Below are 20,653 nucleotides of genomic sequence, written 5' to 3' on the forward strand. Positions count from 1 at the left end.
GCGATATTTCACTACAGGTCTGAAACCATGACGCAGAAAAAAATCGCCATCATCGGCGAATGCATGATTGAGCTGTCCGAAAAGGGTGAGAACATTAAACGTGGCTTTGGCGGCGATACGCTCAATACGGCCGTTTATCTCGCCCGCCAGGTTGATGAGCAGCAGTTACGGGTCGATTATGTCACTGCGCTGGGTACGGATTCGTTCAGCGATCAAATGATCGCGGCCTGGCAGCAGGAGAGGGTCAATACTGACCTGATTCAGCGGCTCGATAATAAAATGCCGGGCCTGTATTTCATTGAAACCGATGCCGACGGTGAGCGCACCTTCTGGTACTGGCGCAGTGATGCCGCCGCGCGTTACTGGCTCGACAGCCCGCAATCAGCAGAGATAGCTGAACAGCTGTCGCACTACGATTATCTCTACCTCAGCGGCATCAGCCTGGCGATTCTGCCGCCTGCCAGTCGTGAAAAGCTGATGGTGCTGCTGGCGCGCTGCCGGGCTAATGGCGGCAAGGTGATTTTCGATAACAACTACCGCCCGCGTTTATGGGCCGATCGGGCCAGCACGCAGGCCGCTTATCGCGCCATGCTCAACTGCACCGATATCGCCTTCCTGACACTGGATGATGAACATCTGCTCTGGGGCGAAGAACCGCTGGATGATGTTATCGCGCGTGCCCGTCAGGCGGGTGCCAGCGAAATCGTGATTAAGCGCGGTGCAGACTCCTGCCTGGTGGTCACCGGCGACGCACCGCTGATTGATGTACCTGCGGTACGTCTGGCGAAAGAGAAAGTGATCGATACCACCGCAGCCGGTGATTCGTTCAGTGCCGGTTATCTGGCTCGCCGTCTGACCGGCGCCTCTGCAGAGGTCGCCGCGCAGCGCGGACACCTGACTGCCAGCACCGTGATTCAGCATCGCGGCGCGATTATTCCGGCAGAGGCGATGCCTGACTGACAGAGCGGCAGCCAGTGTCGTTGATACAGGCACTGATCGTGCCGATGCCAGAAAATGCGCCCGAGGGCGCATTTTTTTAGGCTGCTGGTAACGTCTGGCTGCGTGACTGTAACCGATGCTATCCGTTCCCAGATGAGACTGGCACGTTAGCCCCTGCAGCGTTGCGGTGTGATCCTGACGCTAAAATCATTATGTCACCTTAAGTACGCACAGCGTGATATCCGGTAAATTGCGGCTAATAAAGCGGGCCGTGCCAGCTATTTACCTTAAGCGGAAAAATTGTGGTTAATAACAGATCCCCTGCGGTCTCCCCCTTCAATCTCTCTTATAATTTATTGATTAAAATTAATAAGTTAAACAAACAGATCCACCACCAGGCATAGTCCGAATCTGGTCAGATCCCCCCTTTTCGGATGGACGACTGCCTGAAAAAAGACCATCTTTTAATCAAAAGACAGCAGGACGCTGTTCTCTCCGGCCGCGAACAAAACAATTAAAATATTCCCCGCATCAGGATCTATTTATGCACACAGAAATTATTAATATCTGGCCACACGGTGATGCGCCAGGCGCCAGCGATTCGCGCGCACAGCCGCAGATTGTCGACATGGCAAAAGAGTATGAGCCTTACGATCGGGCCGCTACCGGCGTGCGTTGCCCGGAGATGGCGATCTGGCATCCGGTCGAATCAAACGGGATTACCCTGCTGGTCGCACCGGGCGGTGGCTATCAGCGCGTGATGATCGATCGGGAAGGCAGCGCCCTGGCGACATTCTTTACCTCAATGGGTTACACCCTGGCGGTGATGACTTATCGCCTGCCCTATGATGGACATCACGAAGGGCCCGACGCGCCGCTGGCCGATGCTCAGCGCGCGGTACGCGTCCTGCGTGAACGGGCGCAGCGCGGCCTGAATGGTAAATATATCGTCATGATGGGCTTTTCGGCGGGAGGCCATGTGGCTGCCAGTCTGGGTACGCGTTTCGCAGAGAAACTCTATCCGGTGCAGGATGGCGCAGAAAACTTCTCGCCGCGTCCGGATGCGATGGTCCTGGTCTATCCGGTAATCAGCATGCGGGACGGCATCGCCCATGAAGGAGCCAGAACCCGCCTGCTGGGTGCCTGGCCCGATCAGAAAACCATTGACGCTTATTCAATGGAAACCCGGGTTCATCCGCTGGTGCCGCCAACGCTGTTGATCCACGCAGCCGACGATGATGATGTATCAGTGAATCACAGCATGGCGTTTTTTGGCGCGCTGCGTGAGCATAAGGTCCCGGCAGAGGTGCATTTCTATCAGAAAGGCGGGCACGGATTTGGTATCCGCGGCGTGGCAGATTTGCCCCTCGCCAGCTGGCCGATGTTAGTGACCGAGTGGCTCAGGGCAAAAACCTGACTTTATGCGGCTGGCGGAACGTCTTTGACGTTGCTATCCGGCGGACTGGCTTCATTGCTGGTCGCCGGTGCCGCTGGGGGTGCCATCACTTTGTCCCAGTTGTTTTGCAGGCTCTTCACGTTGGTTTCCGCTTCGCCTTCCGGCTGAATCAGTACCATCATCAGTTCCTGCGTCAGCTGCTGACGCAGCTCCTGGTTTAACTGTTCGCGGGTCAGGCCGGCCAGGAAAGTCTGACGCAGCTTCTGATACTGCTCAGGTGCGATATCGACTACGGCGTTCTGCTGGGAGCGCAGGCGCTGGCTCATCAGCACATCCGTATCGGTGCGGGCATAGGTGGTAAACAGCTTGTTCAGCTCCAGCAGCTTCTGCGCCATCAGCGCATCAAACTCCTCCTGCGGCAAGCCTTTGTCACGCACGTTTGCCAGCTCACGCGCCACCAGATTCATATTCTGCGCCAGATTTTCGTTGCGTCCATCCAGGTTGATGGAGCACTGCGCACGCTGATAAAGCACACGGCAATCAAATCCCACCTGGATGCCCTGTGCCTTGCTGTCACTGAGCGCACGCTGGACATGCCAGAACAGCGCTTCACGTGCCAGATCGCCCTGCCAGTAACGCTGCAGATTCTGGGAGTCACGAATCGGTTGCCACGGCGTATCCCACACCAGCGAGAGGCGATCCTGCGTCATGTTGCTGCTGACCAGATTTACCGGCTCGTGCGGCAGCGGCGACAGGGTGGGCAGTGGTGCAGGCGTTTCTCGTTTACCGGTTAACGCCGAGAAGGTTTTATTGATCTGCTCAGAGAGGTTGCGGCTGTCAACATTCCCCACCACGTAGAGCGTCATCGCATCCGGGGTGTACCACTGATGATAAAAATCATTGAGCTGGGTTAAATCAACCGGCGCGCGTGGTTGCGCTGCGGGGTCATGCGCCAGCAGCGCGGAGCCTTTCAGGCGGTAGCGCCACCAGACATCCTGGGTATCTTTCGGCCAGGTCGCTACCGGATCCGATGCCGCCAGCGCGGTATTAACCACCTGTTCGGTGATGGCCATATTGCCCGCCGTGGCCGCCAGCCAGTTCAGCGCTTCTTTCAGCAACTCGGGGCGGTTATTCGGCAGGCTCAGATTATATTGGGTGGAATCATAGGAGGTGATCACAGGTGGCAGCGGATGCTGAGGATCCATCGCCTGTTGCCATAGCGCGCGCTGCTGATGGTTATCAAGCGCGGTGTTGTGCACCATCGCCAGACGCGGCAGCAGATGACTGAAGCCGGCCTGTTGCGCACTCTCCACCAGCGAGCCGGTATTCACCACCAGCCGCAGTTCAATACGGTCACTGGGGCGTTGCGGTGTGGCCAGTAACTGCCAGTTAAATCCATTATCCAGCTTGCCTTCCTGCCAGGCCGGATCCGGTTGCAGCGTTTCTGCCTGGAGACCAAAGCTGCTTGCCAGCACTAATCCACCAACCAAAAGCCGAATTCTGGTGCCCTGCATGTGAACCCCTACTCAAATAATTCAAATATCGTTATCACTGGCGCATATTGCCGCTGTTATTAACGAATCGGCTGGCGCCGAATCGCGCTGTTATCCAACAACAAAGTGTTTGACCACAGGAAGCTCAGGATGTCGCGTAACGAAGTGAAAAACGTCAAAAAAAACAAGTGGGGTTTATTATGCAAATGCCCGCTGTCAGGGCAAGCGACAGCGGGCATTTGTGGGGATTTAAGTTAAATTCAATGATTAAATTGAAGATTCAGACGCTTTATTCTCCTTATTCCGGCCTGCCAGCGTGTCGGTCAGCTGTTTATGATCCAGCTGATCGACCCACTTCGCCACCACCACGGTCGCCACACCGTTACCGATCAGGTTGGTCAGCGCACGGGCTTCGGACATAAAGCGGTCGATACCGAGAATTAGCGCCAGACCCGCCACCGGCAGATGTCCCACCGCAGAGAGCGTCGCCGCCAGCACGATAAATCCGCTCCCGGTTACCCCCGCCGCTCCTTTGGAGGAGAGCAGCAGCACCACCAGCAGCGTAATCTGATGGAAAATGTCCATGTGCGCATTGGTCGCCTGAGCGATAAATACTGCCGCCATGGTCAGGTAAATCGAGGTGCCGTCCAGGTTAAAGGAGTAACCGGTGGGGATCACCAGCCCTACCACCGATTTCTTGCAGCCCAGCTTCTCCATCTTATCCAGCATGCGCGGCAGCGCAGACTCGGAAGAGGAAGTGCCCAGCACAATCAGCAGCTCTTCTTTGATATAGGCGATGAACTTAAAGATGCTGAATCCGGCGAACAGGCGTGCAATCAGCCCCAGCACGATCACCACAAACAGAATACAGGTGATGTAGAAGCAGATAATCAGCTGGCCGAGCTGCACCAGTGAGCCCACGCCATACTTGCCGATAGTGAACGCCATCGCGCCAAATGCCCCTATCGGTGCCAGACGCATGATCATGTTGATGATGCCGAAAATCACTTTTGAGAAGCTTTCAATCACGTTGAAAATCAGCGTGCCAGTGTTACCCAGACGATGCAGGGCAAAACCAAACAGAATGGCAAACAGCAGCACCTGCAGAATATTGCCGCTGGCAAAGGCGCCAATCACGCTGTTGGGGATAACATCCAGCAGGAAAGCGACGATGCCCTGCTGTTCTGCCTGTTGCGCATAAATCGCCACGGCTTTGGCATCCAGCGTGGCAGGATCAACGTTCATCCCGGCACCTGGCTGCACCACGTTCACCACGATCAGGCCGATAATCAGCGCGATGGTGCTGACAATTTCAAAATAGAGCAGTGCAACCGCGCCGGTCCGTCCTACCGCTTTCATGCTTTCCATGCCAGCGATGCCGGTCACCACGGTACAGAAAATTACCGGGGCGATAATCATCTTGATTAACTTAACAAAGCCATCTCCCAGCGGCTTCATCTGGGTCCCTAACTCCGGGTAAAAATGGCCTAACAAAACGCCGATGCCAATCGCCATCAGCACCTGGAAATAAAGGCTTTTAAAAAGTGAGGTTTTCATAAACAGGTGTCCACTAACGCCGTGAGGTGATGTTGTCGGATTCGTTATTGTGACTGGCGGGCAACAGAGGTGGCGCCTGACAGTAACCCGAAAATAACACTCTGTTTACGTGATTAATACAGGGTGACAAACGCCCAGGAAACCCGGGGATCGTAATTCTGAACTGAAACGCTTCAGCAGGGGGTTTTGTAACTAAAATTCTCGCAAAATCAATGAATCAGGCAATTATTGCGGTAGTGAGGAGTTTTCGATCCATGCCTGATTGAATCGGGTCAGAGGCAGCGCTTCAGCATACAGATAGCCCTGTCCGATAGAGATGCCGCGCGCCAGCAGCCAGTCACGTTGTTCCGCTGTCTCCACGCCTTCGGCAATCACCTCCAGATGGATAATCTCGGCGATGGCCGCCACGATGCAGACCATGGTGTCGTCATGCGGCAGCGCCGCCACGAAGCTGCGATCCATCTTCAGCTTGTTAACCGGCAACGCTTTCAGCTGATGGAGGTAGTTAAGGTTGGAGTAGCCCATGCCGAAATCGTCCAGAGCCACGGCTACGCCGGTCTGCTGCAGCATCCGCAGCATCGATATCGCCTGTTCAGCATCATCAAGCTGAGCCGTTTCTGTCACTTCCAGCACGAAGGTGCCAGGTGCGATGCGGTGGCGCGTCAGCAGGGATTGCAGATGAGAGACCACGCCCGTGTCACGCAGTTGCACAGCGGAAATATTCACACTCAGCGGCAACATAATGCCCTGTCGCTGCCAGCCTGCCAGAATGCGGCACGCCTCTTCAAACACCCAGCGGCCAATCGCGCTAATCACGCCAATCTCTTCGGCACTGGCAATAAACTCTTCGGTCAGACCGTAGCTGCCGTCGGGCTGGCGCATACGCAGCAGCGCTTCCGCGCCGACTAACGTGCTGGTGCGCATATCGACCTGCGGTTGCAGATAGAGGGCGAACTGCTCATTGTGCAACCCCTGCAGAATATCATGCTCCTGGGTCAGACGTTTTTGCGCGCGCTCGGTTAACGCGGCGTCAAAGAACAGGATCTGATTTTTGCCCTGATGACGGGCCGACATCATCGCTGAGGTCGCGCGGCCAAGCAGATCACTAGCGCTCAGCGGCTGATCATCGCGCAGCGCCAGACCAATGCTGACGTTAGGACGCAGCTGCAGCTGATAAAGGTTGACCGGCTGATTAAGGCGAATCATCAGGTTACGGGCCAGACGCAGGGCGCGGAACGGATTACTGGCGCGCTTCATTAACAGAACAAAGTCGCTGGTCCCGGTCTGCGCCAGCAGAGTATGGTCATCCAGCGTATTACGGATCTTCTCCACCAGCGTCAGCATCAGCGTATCGCGCTGCTCATCGCTCAATACGCCATTGGCTTCCTGCAGGGTTTCAATGCGGATCACCATCAGCCCCAGCGGCTGTTCCGGGCTGCTCATGAACTGCTCGACCAGCGCCAGAAACAGGGTACGGTTGGGCAGATCGGTCACGGGAAAATGGGTGGTCAGCCGGCTCATCTCATCATGTATCGACTCCAGCACCTGCTGATTGCGGTTGTAGCTGCGGATCAGCATGCCGATTTCATCATCGCGGTGGCTCTGCGGCAGTGACAGCTTATGCGTCAGAATCGACTGCGGCGGCAGTTCCTGCAGCTCCCGCGAGAGATTGCGCAGCGGATGCACCACCAGCCGGTTGATACACCAGCTGATCGCCACTGACAGGATCAGTGCCAGCAGCAGATAGGTGATAATCATGGTCGAGAGCGTGCTGAGAATAAACTGGTAGACGCGTGTCGAGTTAGCCTGCAGCACCAGATAGGCCAGCGGTTTCGGCATCCCGGTATTTTCCACTGAATAGAGCGGCAGGGTAATCTGCACCGGCAGCTCAAACAGTCGCGCCACCAGACGCGGCACCGGTTTCTCCGTTTCGAAGTCGGCATGCAGAGCCTGAAACGCATTCGGCAGCACCACATCGGCGCGCGATAAAATACCGGCAGGTTTCAGTGAATGGAGAATGCGTTCGGCCTGAGAAATATCGGCGCGCAGTACCGCTTCCGACAGCGGCTGGCGGACGGTGTGTGCGATATTCTCCATCTGCTGGGCGTAGTCAATCCTGCGCTGCTGCACAAAATGAAACAGTTGGATGACGATAAAGATGCTGATGGTGATAACCGCAACCAGCGAAACTGTCGCCATCTGCTTTATCGTAAGTGACCGGCTTACGCGCAAAAATATTCTCCTGACGATGAAAAAAGCCCAGATAGCAGACAGTACAATGCCGGCCAGTATATCCCATAAACTGGCTTTTTTACCGTCTGAAAAGTCCGGCTTTTTCCCGGTCGGGATTATTTGAAATCCGCGTAAGGGGTCAGCGGCTGTGGCGGCATATCCAGATCCCCTTCCCAGCCAGCGGCAGAGTAACGCACGTAGATAAGCCCGTGACTTGGGGTATAGTCTTTCGCCTGTTGAATATCGACGCCCACCCCGATAAACCAGTCGGGCGTGATACGACGTTCAACCACGCCCTGCAGCGTATACCCCGTGCCGCTGCCGGTGCTGCTGGCGGAAACGGGATTGCTGGCCAGGGTAAAGCCGGGATTGACCGGATAGCGCTGCTGCGCATCGGTTTTCGAATGTGACCAGGAAACCGAGCCGCCCAGGTCGAACGACCAGTTTTCTGTCCGCTGTCGCCAGGTGACCGGCACGGAAAAGGAGAGATACTGCTGCGGACTGTAGTAGCCGCCCTGACCGAAGGTGTAATCGCTGAGATCCTTCTGATAGTGCCAGAGCATACTGTTAAGTCCGACGGTGGCCCGGCGATTATCGCTATTAATGAGCTTGTAGTAGTAGCCGGCCATTAAGCGCTCGCGACTGTTATCCGCAACGTTTTTACCGGTGATCTGATGCGCGCTGATGTCGCCCCAGACACCGTGTGCGCCGCCCTGATCGTAACTCAGCCCGATGCTGCCACCCGTTGCCACTACGCCGCCCCAGCTTTTTCCACCGTTGGCTGATGGATCGCGCGCGCCCGCGTAGGAAAGCAGCGAACTGGCGATCGGCCGTCGCGAGGCGGTCAGCGTCACGCCAAGATCCCTGACGTCAGTTTTCCAGCTCAGGCCGCCGGTCCAGTTGGTCACCTCAAAGCCCAGCGGCGTGGTACCCAGATCCGCTGACCAGCGGTCATTATGCCAGCCGACGCCCAGCGCAGTGCCCTCGGCGCGCTGACTGGCATCGCGGCTGCATCCGCCGGAACTGGCGTCGTCGCAGCTACCAAACTGCTCGTCGAAGCTGCCGTTACGGGTGGTAAAACTCCCTGCCGAGACGTCCACCCGGTCGAGACGGAAAAAGCCGCGTCCGTCGGCAAACGGACTTTCCGCCTGCAGCATGGTGGTATGGGCAGTAAAGTCGGAGACCCCAGCCGTACCCTTATTACGTGAATAATCCTGCTGCACCGTCAGCGTGGTCTCACGCTGACGATAGAGATCTGCGGTGTCGCTGCGAATACTGCGCTTCAGCCAGTCATCCTGTTCCTGAGAGCGTGTCGCGCGGCTGATACTTTCGCCGCTGCCGATACCGCTGGCCGTCATCGCCTGACGATAATCCGCCAGCGCGATCTCTGGCTGCTGCTGTGCGCGCTCCAGCCGTGCCGCATCACGAAACACCAGTGCCTTATCCTGCGAAGGCGGCAGTGACGCAGCGCGCTGCTTCAGGCTGGCAAAGCGCACGGCAGCCTGCGTGGTTTCGCCCACCGCCTGCCATGCCAGCGCGGCGCGGCGATCGGCATTAAGAGTATTGGGCTGGGCTGGCTGCTGCTCAAGTGCCTGCCGTGCTTCGCTGTGGCGCTGGAGCGCGACCAGCGCTTCGATTCGTCCCAGCGCTGCGTCGCTGTTGTCAGCTTCACCTGACAGCACCTGCTGATAGATCTCCAGTGCCTGCTGCGCGTCCCCGCGAGCCAGAGCCCAGTCGGCCAGCGTCAGGTTGCGTCGGCTGGAAACCGGCTGCTGGTAAAGCAGCGTCACCGCTGCCCGCTCCTGCCCTGCCGCACGAAGCGCTTCGGCGCTGGCAAAAATTTTATCCTGCCCGAGCCGGTCAGCCAGCTCATGCATATTGCTGTTCCACTGCGTTTCAGGCAGGCGATGCAGCGTTGCCAGTGCGGCGTCATCATTATCCCGGCTGGAAAGGTAGAGCGCGGCAGCGTAGATCGCGGTCGCATCGCCGGGATGCTGCTGTTGCAGCGTCGCGATCTGCGCATCCGCCTGTTGGATGGCCCCACCGTCGCGTAGCGCGCTCGCCAGCCGATAACTGAGCCAGACGTCATCCGGCTGCAGCGCCAGCGCCGCCCGATACTTCTCTGCCGCCTGCGGCCATTTATTCTGCCGGGCGAGCGCATCGGCCTCGGCGCGCAGGCTGTCACTGCGCAGCGCGCGCAACGTTCCCGCCATCTCGCGCTGCTGCCCGGCGGGTAGCGTACTGATAAACTGCATGACGCGGGCAGGCGACTCGGCCTGATAAAGCCCGGCCAGGCGACGCACGGTGGTGGTGTTGGTCGCGTCCAGCCGCAGCGCATGCTGCCAGAACAGTTCGGCACCTGCCGCATCTTTGCGCGCCATCGCCACATCGCCCAGGCCAATCAGGGCATAGCTGTCGGTGCTATCAATTTTCTGTGCGGCGCGGTAGGCGCGTTCGGCTCCCTCAACGTCATGCTGCGCCAGCGCCTTGTCGCCCTGTTCGACCGCCAGCCAGTAACGGTTAGTCTGCAGCAGTGACTGCCATTTGCCGATCAACGTGCTCTGCTTGCCCGCCTCAACGGCGCGTTCCAGCCAGAGCACCGCCACATCACGATGGCCGGCACGTGCCTGAGTCTGCCCCATTGCACCCATCAATTCGGCGTCGTTGGGGTTATCCTTCAGTGCCCGGCTAAGCGCTGCCATCGCATTATTCACATCGCCAGCCTCGACCAGCGCCAGGCCACGCATCCGCTCGCGATAGGCGGGATCGGCGAGCTGCGCCTGCTGCTTCGCCAGCACATCCGCGCCCTGCTGGTGCGCGTCGCCGTCGGTAAAAACAGCCAGATAAGCCTTCAACTGCGCCACGCTGCTGTCGCTGACCGGCTGATCGTTGATTTGCTGCAGCCAGAGATCGGCGGCGGCGGCGCGTCCGCCATTGCTGTTTGCCAGCTTTTTCAACTGCGCTATCGCCTGCGCCGGCTGCTGTTGATCAAATGCCATGCGTGCAATTTGCAGCTCAACCCCGATATTGCCCGGGTAGCGCTGCTCCAGCGCCTGTAGCTGCTGGTAAGCGACGCTCTCCTGACCGGGAATGCGTGCCAGCAGCCGCCAGTATTCCAGCGCCGTGTTCGCATCCGGAAAAACCCCTCCGAACAGCGCATCGTAAGCACTTTTCGCCTCCGCCAGGCGCCCCGAGGTGGCGAGCAGGCGCGCCTGCTGCAACTGCTGACGCCCATCCGACGACATCAGCGTCAGGCCGACGGCGGATTCACGCGTCGCGGCGGAGTCGGGCGCAACCTTTTTCAGCTGCTCCAGCAGCATCTGCGCTTTAGGGATATCGCCCTGACGCAGCGCCAGCCGCAGGCGAGCCGCCAGCACCTGCGGATTATCGGGATCGATCTTCTCAAGCCGGTAGAGCGATTGCTGCACCAGATCATATTTGTTGGTCGACTCGCCGGTGCGTACCTGTGACAGCAACCATTCGACCGGCGACACCTCCGATCCGTCGACCGGTGCAGCCAGCCCCGGCAGCGCACTCAGTGCGCCGAGCAGCATGCCTGCCCGCAGCACCTGTGCGTTATTCATCTTCATCCAGTAAACGACGACGGGTAATAATTCGCATCAGACGCCAGGTCATCAGCGCAAACAGCACCACTACAAAGAGTGCGCAGAGTGCCAGCCAGAAGGGATGGACGGAGAGTAGCGACCAGAGACGCTCCCACCACGGCAGATGACCAACGTAGTAGCTCTCTCCCACGCGCAGGCTGTTAACCCCTGACTCACGGATCACCACGGTGGAGCCAGACATCGTGCCACGCTTGCCGCTGTCACCCATCGCCTCGTTGAGCAACTGCCAGCTGCGCGGCGTGCCATCGGCGAGCAACGCGACAACGCTGCGCTGATCGTAAAAAGGTGACTGGAAGCCAATCACCGTTGCCAGCGGGCCGCGGGAGCTGATAGTCGTCGTGCTTTCTGCCGCCTGCTCGCGCTGACTTTGCGGGTTCACCTCCGGAGTGATCTGTCGCACAGGCTCTTTCAGCCAGCTGGCGGTGGCGTCGACCAGCGCGGGGATCCGCTGGTCATCCTGAAGATCTTTGGGGATGACGCCGATCATCAGCAGATCCACATCCTGCTTCTTCGCCGTGGCCCAGTCATCGGTCAACTGAACGCGCAGCGCCGGATAGCCGGTTTGCGCACCCATATTGCCCAACGTATTCAGCAGCGTACTGACCTGCTCTGCATCGGGTTTTGGCGGCATCAGTACCAGGGTTTGCGCCAGATCGGCGTAGCGGCTGAACGGAAAGCCCGCATTCGCCCAGGCGCGCAGCGACGGCATTTCGATGTAGTGGCGATAGCCGGAAAAATCGATGCTGGAATTGTCGTCCACCACCACATGATGCGTAATCGGCGTTGCAGTTTCGCAGCGTCCATCCGCGTTGCCGCTGATGGTGATGTTGGCGTAATCAAAATCGAAGCGCAGCTGATTCACCACCCCGAGGCGCAGCGCCGGAATCAGCAGCTCATGGCTCTTGTCCAGCATTCCCTGAATCAGCGGAATATGCAGCAGCTGCTGACCCGTCGTATTTTTCGGCGGCAGCGGATAATCCTGAATGAACTGATTATTCAGGTTGACCGCCAGCCGTGAGCCATCCGACTGGAAAGGCGCGGTATAGCGATAGCTCAGATCCATGTCGATACCGCGCGCGCGAACCAGGAAGAGATCGGGCGGCAGATTGAGGGTCAGGCTGACGGGATTAGGCTGCACCCCATCAGACTGCAACTGATTCTCATATTGCGTTAGTTCGGCGAAAGTGGTGCGGCGATCGGTCCGCACCCAGTTAGGGGCGTCATAAGCCTGGCGCGGGGAGAGCAGCTTAACGCTGTCGATGGTTGAGGTATCGCCGCGCAGCAGCAGCTCACCCTGGGCGATACCCTGAACCGCCGTCAGCAGGTCCTCATCGTTGCGTCCCAGAATCAGCAGCATTTTTTCATACGGATTATCGGGCTGGCTGACAATCTCTACTGTGGGTTTCGTCACCGGCGGCAGATCTTTCAGGAAATCCGGGCGCGCTTCGTTGGTGGCAAACACCACCGCATGCTGCTGTTGCGGTAGCTGGTTATACAGCACCGGGAAACGCTGCCCGCGCCAGCCCGTTTTGCTGCCAAACCAGGAAGCAAGAATGGCGGCAGCCCGCTGCTGCGTGACATCCGGCTGGGCGCTGAACACCATCGGCAGAGTCAGCGGTCGCGTATCCCGCGAATCAAAAAAGGGTTCCGGGAAGTGGGAGAGGTCATTTTTCAGCGGCAGTTTTTGCAGCGTCAGATCGATGCCGCTCTGTTTGCCGATATCCAGCCAGATTGCGCTATTGGCAGGATTTTCACAGACGTTGGCGTAGTGGCCCACCAGCTCGAAACGCACGCGGTTAAAGTCGGCGATGTAACGCGGATCGATCGACAGCTGCGTCTGGATCTCTTTACCCAGCTGTTCCGGCGTCAGGGTAATCAGACCGACCAGCTCATCATTGAGATAAACCTTCAACTGCGACAGCGTCGGCAGCAGTGCGGGCGAAGGCCGAAAGCTAAGGTTCAGCAACGCGCGCGTCACCACCTCATCGCTGCGCACACCGAACTCAATCTGTCCGGTAGTGCGGGTGCCACGCAGCGTCATGCTGCCAGGCGGCGGTGCCAGCTGGGCAAAGCTCAGCTGGCTGTTCCGCAGCGGTGCGCCGTTATCCTGCGGTAAAGATTGCACAGGCGTTACACCATTGATGTTTGCGGGCGCGTCCTCCTGCGCGGCGGCACAGCTTAACGTTGCACTGCCCAGCAGCAGAGCGGCAAACCACCTGTTTACTCTCGGTATCGTCATATCATCAACTCAATGCGTTTTTTGAAGCTGGCACACGTCCGATGCCTTGCGGCAACAGCGAAGCCAGCCAGCTCACCCCAACGGTAAGCAGGTTAAACAGCCGACGTAACTGCGGCGGGCCATATTCCGCCAGGCGCAGGTAACCTTTGAAACCGAGGATCATGATATCGGCGAGGCTCTGGACCGGTTTATCTTCCGGAAAACCGTCCTGCCACAGCGCCCAGGTATCGGCGCGGGCGAAGGTACACTGGATAAATTCAATATGCTGCTGAGTGGTCAGTTGATGGAGACGCACGCCAGCCCGGTGGCCAAAGACACGCTGCACCTGGCACGGGAAGCTGAACTCCTGCTGTCCACGACGCAGCAGCAGCCACACTTTTTCATTCTCCCGCAGCGCATCCGGCTCGCGCATCTCCAGCCCGACGCCGCCGTCAGAGTAGTCACGCAGCGTACAGGGCAGCATATGACCATCTTCGCGTGCAATGGCGGCCGGCATGGCGATCTCCACCCGGTGCGCCTCACGGATCTGCCGTGCTTCAACCGAAACCGCTACCGCACCGCCAAGAATAATCATGTTGTAGAGCACCCAAATCAGGCTCACCCATACCGTCAGTACCTCATTGGCCGGACCGTGCTGCATGCGCCAGAACGCCATCAAAACCCCTGCGAGGTTGAGCAGCACCAGCAGCATATAGGGCTTGGTTATCACCCAGTCCAGATGCTCCTCCTCCACCAGCCCGCCTTTTGCGGTGACGTTAAACTTCCCTTTATGAGGATTGAACAGCGCCACGGTGGTAGGCCGGGCGATATACCAGGCCAGCACCGTCTCGTAGACCTCGCTCCAGAAAGAGTGTCGCCAGCGTCCCTGAATACGCGAGTTGGTGAGGCTGGTATGCAGCATATGGGGCAAAACATAAATGGCGATCGCCAGCGCAGGCGCGTAGATGATGTAGGCATGACAGAGCAGAAACGCCAGCGGCGCCAGCAGGAAGACCAGCCGCGGAATGCCAGAGAGAAAGTGCAGCATGGCGTTGGCATAACAGAGCCGCTGTACCCACTTCAGCCCCTTACCAAACAGCGGATTATCAAGGCGGAAGATCTGCACCATACCGCGTGCCCAGCGGATGCGCTGTCCGATATGCGCTGACAGACTTTCGGTCGCCAGTCCGGCCGCCTGAGGAATGCGGATGTAGGCCGAAGTGTAGCCGCGCCGGTGCAGCCGCAGCGAGGTATGGGCATCTTCAGTAACGGTTTCCACCGCAATACCGCCAATTTCATCCAGCGCGCTGCGGCGCAGCACGGCGCAGGAGCCGCAGAAAAAGGTGGCATCCCAGGTATCATTACCGTCCTGCACCAGCCCATAAAAGAGCGAACCCTCATTGGGCGTACGACGAAACCGCCCGAGATTGCGCTCAAACGGATCAGGCGAGAAGAAGTGATGTGGCGTCTGCATCATCGCCAGCCGGGGATCTTTAATAAACCAGCCCATGGTCATCTGCAAAAAGGCGCGCGTCGGCACATGGTCACAGTCGAAAATCACCACAAATTCGCTGCGGCAGTACTTTTTCAGCGCGTGATTGATATTGCCGGCCTTGGCGTGCTCATGGGTGGGACGGACGACATAGTTGATACCCACGCTGGCGGCAAAGTCGCGGAATTCCGGCCGGTCGCCGTCGTCGAGCAGATAGATATTCAGGCGGTCTTTCGGCCAGTCGATCCCCATAGCAGCGTAGATGGTGGGTCTGACCACGCTGAGCGGTTCGTTGTAGGTTGGCACCAGCAGATCGATGCCTGGCCACTGATCCCGATCGACAGGCATCGACACCGGCTGACGGTTAAGCGGCCAGAGCGTCTGAAAATAGCCCAGCACCAGCACCACCCAGGCGTAGGTCTCTGCCGCAATAAGCAGCAGACCAAACACCAGACTCAGCGGATCGTCCCAGTTCAGCGTCGAGGTATAGCGCCACCAGAGGTAGCGGCACGATACGGTCAGCGACAGCACAATCAGCATCATGGTCGGGAAACGCCCCGGGATGCGTCGTACCAGCATCGCCAGACTCCAGAGCAGTACCACAAAGATAAACTGCGTCATCAGGCCAAACGGCTGGCTGATACAGAGCAGCGCCAGCAACGTGGCAAACAGGGCAGTGACGGCGAAGAGGCTGCGTCGCACCAGCGGCGACAGCCGCTTCAGCCAGTGTTCGATGCGCACATCGATTCCCTGGGTCTGTGATTGGGCAACCGCCTTGTCCAGCCAGCGGTAGCCATGGTGGCGCCAGCCAGACAGCGCACCGAGGCCACGGAAACCGCCACGAGCGCGATCGCTCTGCGGCAGGATCACCAAAAGCCACAGCGTCTGGATCAGATAACGCAGGATATCCAGCGGTCGCGGCCGCTCCGGCGAAATGTGCGGATAGAGCCGGCGGCGCTGCTGAATAATCCGCTGCCAGCCCGGCGTTTCGAAGCGAAGCAGCATCAGGCCCAGCACCGACCAGAACAGATGGAGTGCACTGGCGAAGCGGGACGCGCCATTGCCTCGCGCGGTGGTATAGCCCCTGTGCAGCGATTGCCAGGCGGGCGCTGTTAACAGCCAGCACAACGGATTCAAGAGCTCACTCCATTCAGATTGAGCAGCAGCCAGCTTGCCAGCGTGATGATCTCTTCACTGACCAACGCATGTGGCCGGTATTCACCGACCGGCTGCTTCATCATCAGCGCTTCTGCCAGCGCCTCATCCCGGTGGATCAGCAGCGGTATCAGCGGATTCAGCGAGGCCATCCAGAGCTGATGCAGATCCTGCTGCAGACGACTGTTGGCATTAAACTGATTGATAATAAAACGAGTGCGCGCCGGAAACTGGCGCTGGCTAAGCCGTAAATGGCAATTCGCGTCTGGCTGAGTGACGCACAGCAGGCTGTCCAGCGTGGGATAGAGCGTTTCATGCCAGGGCAGGGTATCGGCAGGCAGATCGAAAATAATCCACTGATAGCGCGCCCGCAGGTCCGGCAATGCCTGGAGCAGCGGCGCGGCGATCGCCTCATTCTGTCTGGCAATAGTCAAAGCATGCTGATGGGACAGCACCCCGTGAGGCAGCAAATCAGGACCATCGGGATAGCGAAGCCCGCTGTGCTGCCAGTCACCGCCCTCACACAGTGCTTTCATCCAGCCATTATCCTGCTGAGCGGGCAGATTAAAATGCACGCCGAGCTGGCTGACCGGGGAGCCATCGATCAACAATACTCGTTCGCCGAGTGCCGCCAGCGCCCAGCCTAATCCGGCACAAAGAGAAGTCGTGCCGACGCCGCCCCGTACGCCCTGAAGCGCGATCTGTGGCATCAGCGATCGGTCTCAGACTGGCTGGCAAGGGTTTCCGCTAATAGCGGCCAGCGCGACACGATCGCTTTCAGGCGCTCTTCACGCGCAATGTCGACATAGCGGAAAGAGTGCAAAGAAAACGCATCGCGCAACGCGCTAATATCATCCTGACGATCGCCATCAGCGGCAACAGGGTTATAGAGATTGTGGTTTTTCATTACTGTTCGCCAAAAATAAAACAACGTCACACTCAGGATGACCGACTGCGCGTAAAGGAAAGTTGAAAAATATTTCCAGAAACGCGGCAATTGCAGAACAATGTGAGCCGGCCTGTGATTAGCAATGTTTAAATTTCTCAGGTTACATCCCGGCCTGTCTATAATAAGCTAGCCTGGACTGGAAAAATAACGAATTCAATATGAAAAATTCTTTTTCGCTGGGGCTGTTGCATGTTCAGCCTGAATTAACGGCATTGCAAACGCCTGGCTGTTATTGGGTGACCTGTGCGCGGCAGGATGACGCCCGCACTTTTATTCGACAGGTAATTTCACATCAGCAGGCCGTAACGCTGATCAGCGCTGACCAGCCGCCGCGTGATTTGCTGACGCCCGACCCACCTGGCGGACCCGATCGTATTCCGCTGTTTTCTCTTTCCAAAAGCAAAGGCAGTTTGTTGCAGCTGGAAAGTGATTTTCTGCGCACGCTCGGCAGTAAAAATGGGTTGGTGATATTTAATAGCAGCGCAGCGCAATGGGATAAGCTTGATGACGCAGAATTATCCCGCTGGATAAAGGGCATGCGTCAGACGCTGCATAAAAGAAAGCTCACCCTTTTAATCGTGACCTCCGGCACCACAATAATAAATCTGAGTAATCATCTTCAGCGTTATTTTCGTCAGCTGGATGGCGTTGCGCATTTGAGCTTTCAGCAGGATATCTGGCAGTATCGAATTAACTGGTGGTATGCCGCGGAACGCCTGCTTGCCGATCGGGCAATACGTCTGGGCTGTGAAAATGAGCGATTTTTTACCTTAAATGAAAAGCAGGAACCACTGAGCCTCAACGATGAGCAGCATTATCTTGCGGACAACATCGTGCTGGAGGGCGCGCCGCCGCTTTCACGCCAGTGGCAACTGTTCGAGGATAATGAGCAGGTCTGGTTGCGGGCGCAGCAGGCCAATGCCGCAACGGTGATTTTCAGCCTGACCCGCAGCGAATATATCAACGAACTGGCGAAGATGGTGCACAGCCTGCGTCGTACACGCGGCAACGGATTGAAAATTGTGGTGCGCGAGATGGGTGCCAGCCTGCGTTATAGCGACGAACGTCTGCTGCTGGCCTGCGGTGTAAACGCCATCGTCCCGACCAACGCCACAATGTCGCGCTTTCTGACCACGCTGGAGGGCCTTCAGGGACAGGTGTTTAACCGTCGCGTTCCCGCCAGTCTTGAGGCGTTAACCGCTTCGTTGCAGCCTCTGCATGAGAAAGGCTACCTGCGTCTCGATGCCTTCTGTCAGTCAGTCGGCCAGTTGATCAGCAATACCCTGCTGCCGGAAAATGATAAGGGCCTGCTGGTCGCGTTGCGGCCTGTGCCACAGCTTAAGCCTCAGCAAATCCTGACGCTCTGTAAACCGCGCCGCTTTGGCGACCTGGTCACGGTACTGGAAGATCGTGTCATCCTTTTCCTCTCTTCCTGCCGCTATAACGACCTTGATAAGGCATTGAAATATATTTTTTCTCTGCCTCACGACGAGCTGTTTGCTAACCGGATGGTCTGGTTTGAAGATAATCAGATCCTCGCGGAAGTCAGCAATATTAAGAAACTGACGCCGATGGCAATTCAGGATCTGGCTCCGGTATCAGAGACGGCCCGCGCCGCCGTTGAGAGCCGGCCTGAAACACATGAACGCGCTGCACCGCAGCCCATCACTTTACTGCCGGAGAACAAAGCCTGATGAATCTGATGGACTGGGTACAAATTGCGCTACTTATTCTGGTTATCCTGCTGTTTTTAAAGCCATTATATCAAAAATGGCCACCCCGTCGCTGGAACGGCATCATGAATCGTCTGTTGCCAGCGCGCGCGCTTAAATCGGAAGGTCACTGGCAGCGTCAATCCTCTGAAACGGATAGAAAAAATTAATGAATACTGATCAACCCGCGGCGGCCTCCTCTTCCCGCTTCTGGTCCTCCTGGCGCGGACTGGGCGGCTGGAATTTCTACTTTTTACTGAAGTTCGGCCTGCTGTGGTATGGCTATCTCAATTTTCACGCCCTGAGCAATCTGGTGTTTCTCGCCTGGCTGCTTTTTCCGTTACCCTCGGCGCGCCTGCATCGCATCCGCCAGTTGATCTCGATTCCGGTTGGCATCGCGCTGTTCTGGCACGACACCTGGCTGCCAGGACTCAGCAGCATACTCAGCCAGGGCGATCAGCTGGCGGGCTTCTCTGCGGCCTATCTGCTCGACCTGGCCGATCGCTTTATTAACTGGCAAATGGTGGGAGCCGCCTTTGTACTGCTGGTTCTCTATCTGTTTGTTTCACAATGGGTTCGCATCACGGTGCTGGTTTCCCTGATGCTGATCTGGCTTAACGTGCTGACGATTGCTGGCCCGGCGATGTCGCTGCTGCCGACCCGGACGGCTACGCCACAGGTCGTATTGAATCAGACACCCAGCGGCGGCCAGCCAGCCGCCACGCCGGATGGACTGGAGCAGTCTGCGCCGCCGACCAGCGCGAATCTCACCGCCTGGCTGAACCGCTTTCATGAAAGTGAACGCCAGCGCGTGACGCATTTTCCCGACAATCTGCCCGCCGATTCGCAGCCTTTCGACATCCTGGTGATCAATATCTGTTCGCTCGCCTGGTCTGATATGGATGCTTCTCAGCTGCGTAACCATCCGCTGTGGCAGCATTTCGACATCATGCTGAGCAATTACAACGCCGCGACCAGCTACAGCGGACCGGCGGGTATCCGACTGCTGCGTGCCAGTTGTGGCCAGACCTCGCATAGCGATCTCTATAAACCTGCCGATCCGCGTTGCTATCTGTTCGACAATCTGGCGAAGCTGGGCTTTAAAGAGCAGTTGATGATGGATCACACTGGCGTATTCGGTAACTACCTGAAGGAAGTGCGCGAGGGCGGCGATATTCAGGCACCGCTGATGTCACAGGCGGGTATCGCACCAGAACTGACATCATTCGACGGCTCGCCGGTATTCAACGATGCGCAACTGATGCAGCGCTGGCTGGACGATCGCAGCAAAAGCAGCGATGCACGCAGCGCCACTTTCTACAATCTGATCCCGCTACACGACGGCACCCGTGAGCTCGGCAGCACCAAAACGGCACCGTGGAAACCGCGCGCGCAACTACTATTCGATCAGCTTGATGCCTTTATGACGCAACTGGAGAAGTCGGGCCGCCGCGTCATGGTACTGGTAGTGCCCGAGCACGGTGCCGCGCTGCAGGGAGACAAAATGCAGATGTCCGGACTGCGCGATATTCCCAGCCCGGATATTACTCACGTACCGGTAGGCATTAAGTTCGTCGGAATGAAGGCGCCGCATCAGGCTCAGCCATTGAACATTGATGCGCCGACCAGCCTGCTGGCCTTGTCAGAGATTGTGTCGCGCGTCGTAGATGGGCAGGTATTTAATGCCCCGAATGTGAATATGTCGGTGCTGACTGACAAGCTGCCACAGACGCCGGTGGTGTCGGAAAATGACGGTGCAGTGGTGATAATGTATCAGGGCAAACCCTGGATCAGGCTGAACGGCGGCGACTGGGTCGCCTATCCGCAGTAACGCGTAACCGCCGGGTTGCAGAGCCGTGACCCGGCAGTTAATGGCGGGTCAGG

Annotated in this window: 13 protein-coding genes; 5 read left to right on the plus strand and 8 right to left on the minus strand. The window is 57.7% G+C overall.

The genetic code is table 11. From position 1 onward, the window contains the following. Positions 1-27 precede the first annotated feature (27 nt). On the plus strand, positions 28-960 hold the full coding sequence (locus GVJ63_RS18690) for a sugar kinase (RefSeq protein WP_031292606.1): 933 nt from the start codon (positions 28-30) through the stop codon (positions 958-960). Positions 961-1,483: 523 nt separating this feature from the next. Then, complete coding sequence (locus GVJ63_RS18695) at positions 1,484-2,356, plus strand: alpha/beta hydrolase (RefSeq protein WP_010671660.1); 873 nt, start codon at positions 1,484-1,486, stop codon at positions 2,354-2,356. Between the two features lie 2 nt (positions 2,357-2,358). Here the strand turns inward: GVJ63_RS18695 and GVJ63_RS18700 are convergent, their stop codons facing one another. The 8 genes from GVJ63_RS18700 to bcsR form a co-directional block, all read right to left on the minus strand. Further along, positions 2,359-3,849: a pitrilysin family protein gene (locus GVJ63_RS18700; RefSeq protein WP_010257399.1), complete on the minus strand. Its 1,491-nt coding sequence runs from the start codon at positions 3,847-3,849 to the stop codon at positions 2,359-2,361. Between the two features lie 246 nt (positions 3,850-4,095). Next, the gene (locus GVJ63_RS18705) at positions 4,096-5,385 is read right to left on the minus strand and encodes a dicarboxylate/amino acid:cation symporter (protein ID WP_010257403.1); all 1,290 of its coding nucleotides are present in this window, start codon (positions 5,383-5,385) and stop codon (positions 4,096-4,098) included. A gap of 225 nt (positions 5,386-5,610) precedes the next feature. After that, positions 5,611-7,617 (minus strand): biofilm formation regulator HmsP, encoded by a 2,007-nt coding sequence (gene hmsP, locus GVJ63_RS18710; RefSeq protein WP_033767592.1) that lies wholly within the window; start codon positions 7,615-7,617, stop codon positions 5,611-5,613. Between the two features lie 116 nt (positions 7,618-7,733). Continuing rightward, the gene (bcsC, locus tag GVJ63_RS18715) at positions 7,734-11,201 is read right to left on the minus strand and encodes a cellulose synthase complex outer membrane protein BcsC (protein WP_159227216.1); all 3,468 of its coding nucleotides are present in this window, start codon (positions 11,199-11,201) and stop codon (positions 7,734-7,736) included. After that, a complete protein-coding gene (gene bcsB / locus GVJ63_RS18720; protein ID WP_159227217.1) occupies positions 11,194-13,482 on the minus strand; it encodes a cellulose biosynthesis cyclic di-GMP-binding regulatory protein BcsB in 2,289 nt (762 codons plus the stop codon). Before bcsB ends, bcsC begins: the two co-directional genes overlap by 8 nt. Before the next feature lie 4 nt (positions 13,483-13,486). Next, the gene (gene bcsA / locus GVJ63_RS18725; protein WP_033759432.1) at positions 13,487-16,090 is read right to left on the minus strand and encodes a UDP-forming cellulose synthase catalytic subunit; all 2,604 of its coding nucleotides are present in this window, start codon (positions 16,088-16,090) and stop codon (positions 13,487-13,489) included. Then, positions 16,087-16,818, minus strand: coding sequence for a cellulose biosynthesis protein BcsQ (gene bcsQ, locus GVJ63_RS18730; protein ID WP_010257415.1), 732 nt, complete (start codon positions 16,816-16,818; stop codon positions 16,087-16,089). The genes bcsA and bcsQ overlap by 4 nt, the downstream gene beginning before the upstream one ends. Next, positions 16,818-17,015 (minus strand): cellulose biosynthesis protein BcsR, encoded by a 198-nt coding sequence (gene bcsR / locus GVJ63_RS18735; protein ID WP_010257416.1) that lies wholly within the window; start codon positions 17,013-17,015, stop codon positions 16,818-16,820. Before bcsR ends, bcsQ begins: the two co-directional genes overlap by 1 nt. Positions 17,016-17,215: 200 nt before the next feature. On the opposite strand from bcsR, the gene bcsE reads away from it, so the two are divergent. Genes bcsE through bcsG form a run of 3 tightly spaced genes read left to right on the plus strand, consistent with a single transcriptional unit; the run spans position 17,216 to position 20,600 of the window. Beyond that, on the plus strand, positions 17,216-18,751 hold the full coding sequence (gene bcsE, locus GVJ63_RS18740; RefSeq protein ID WP_159227218.1) for a cellulose biosynthesis protein BcsE: 1,536 nt from the start codon (positions 17,216-17,218) through the stop codon (positions 18,749-18,751). Further along, entirely contained in the window at positions 18,751-18,939 is a 189-nt protein-coding gene (gene bcsF / locus GVJ63_RS18745; protein WP_159227219.1) for a cellulose biosynthesis protein BcsF, read from the plus strand. The genes bcsE and bcsF overlap by 1 nt, the downstream gene beginning before the upstream one ends. Continuing rightward, a complete protein-coding gene (gene bcsG / locus GVJ63_RS18750) occupies positions 18,939-20,600 on the plus strand; it encodes a cellulose biosynthesis protein BcsG (RefSeq protein ID WP_031590333.1) in 1,662 nt (553 codons plus the stop codon). Before bcsF ends, bcsG begins: the two co-directional genes overlap by 1 nt. Positions 20,601-20,653: the final 53 nt, after the last annotated feature.

Source organism: Pantoea sp. 18059 (genome assembly GCF_902706165.1).
GTDB classification, from domain to species: domain Bacteria; phylum Pseudomonadota; class Gammaproteobacteria; order Enterobacterales; family Enterobacteriaceae; genus Pantoea; species Pantoea agglomerans.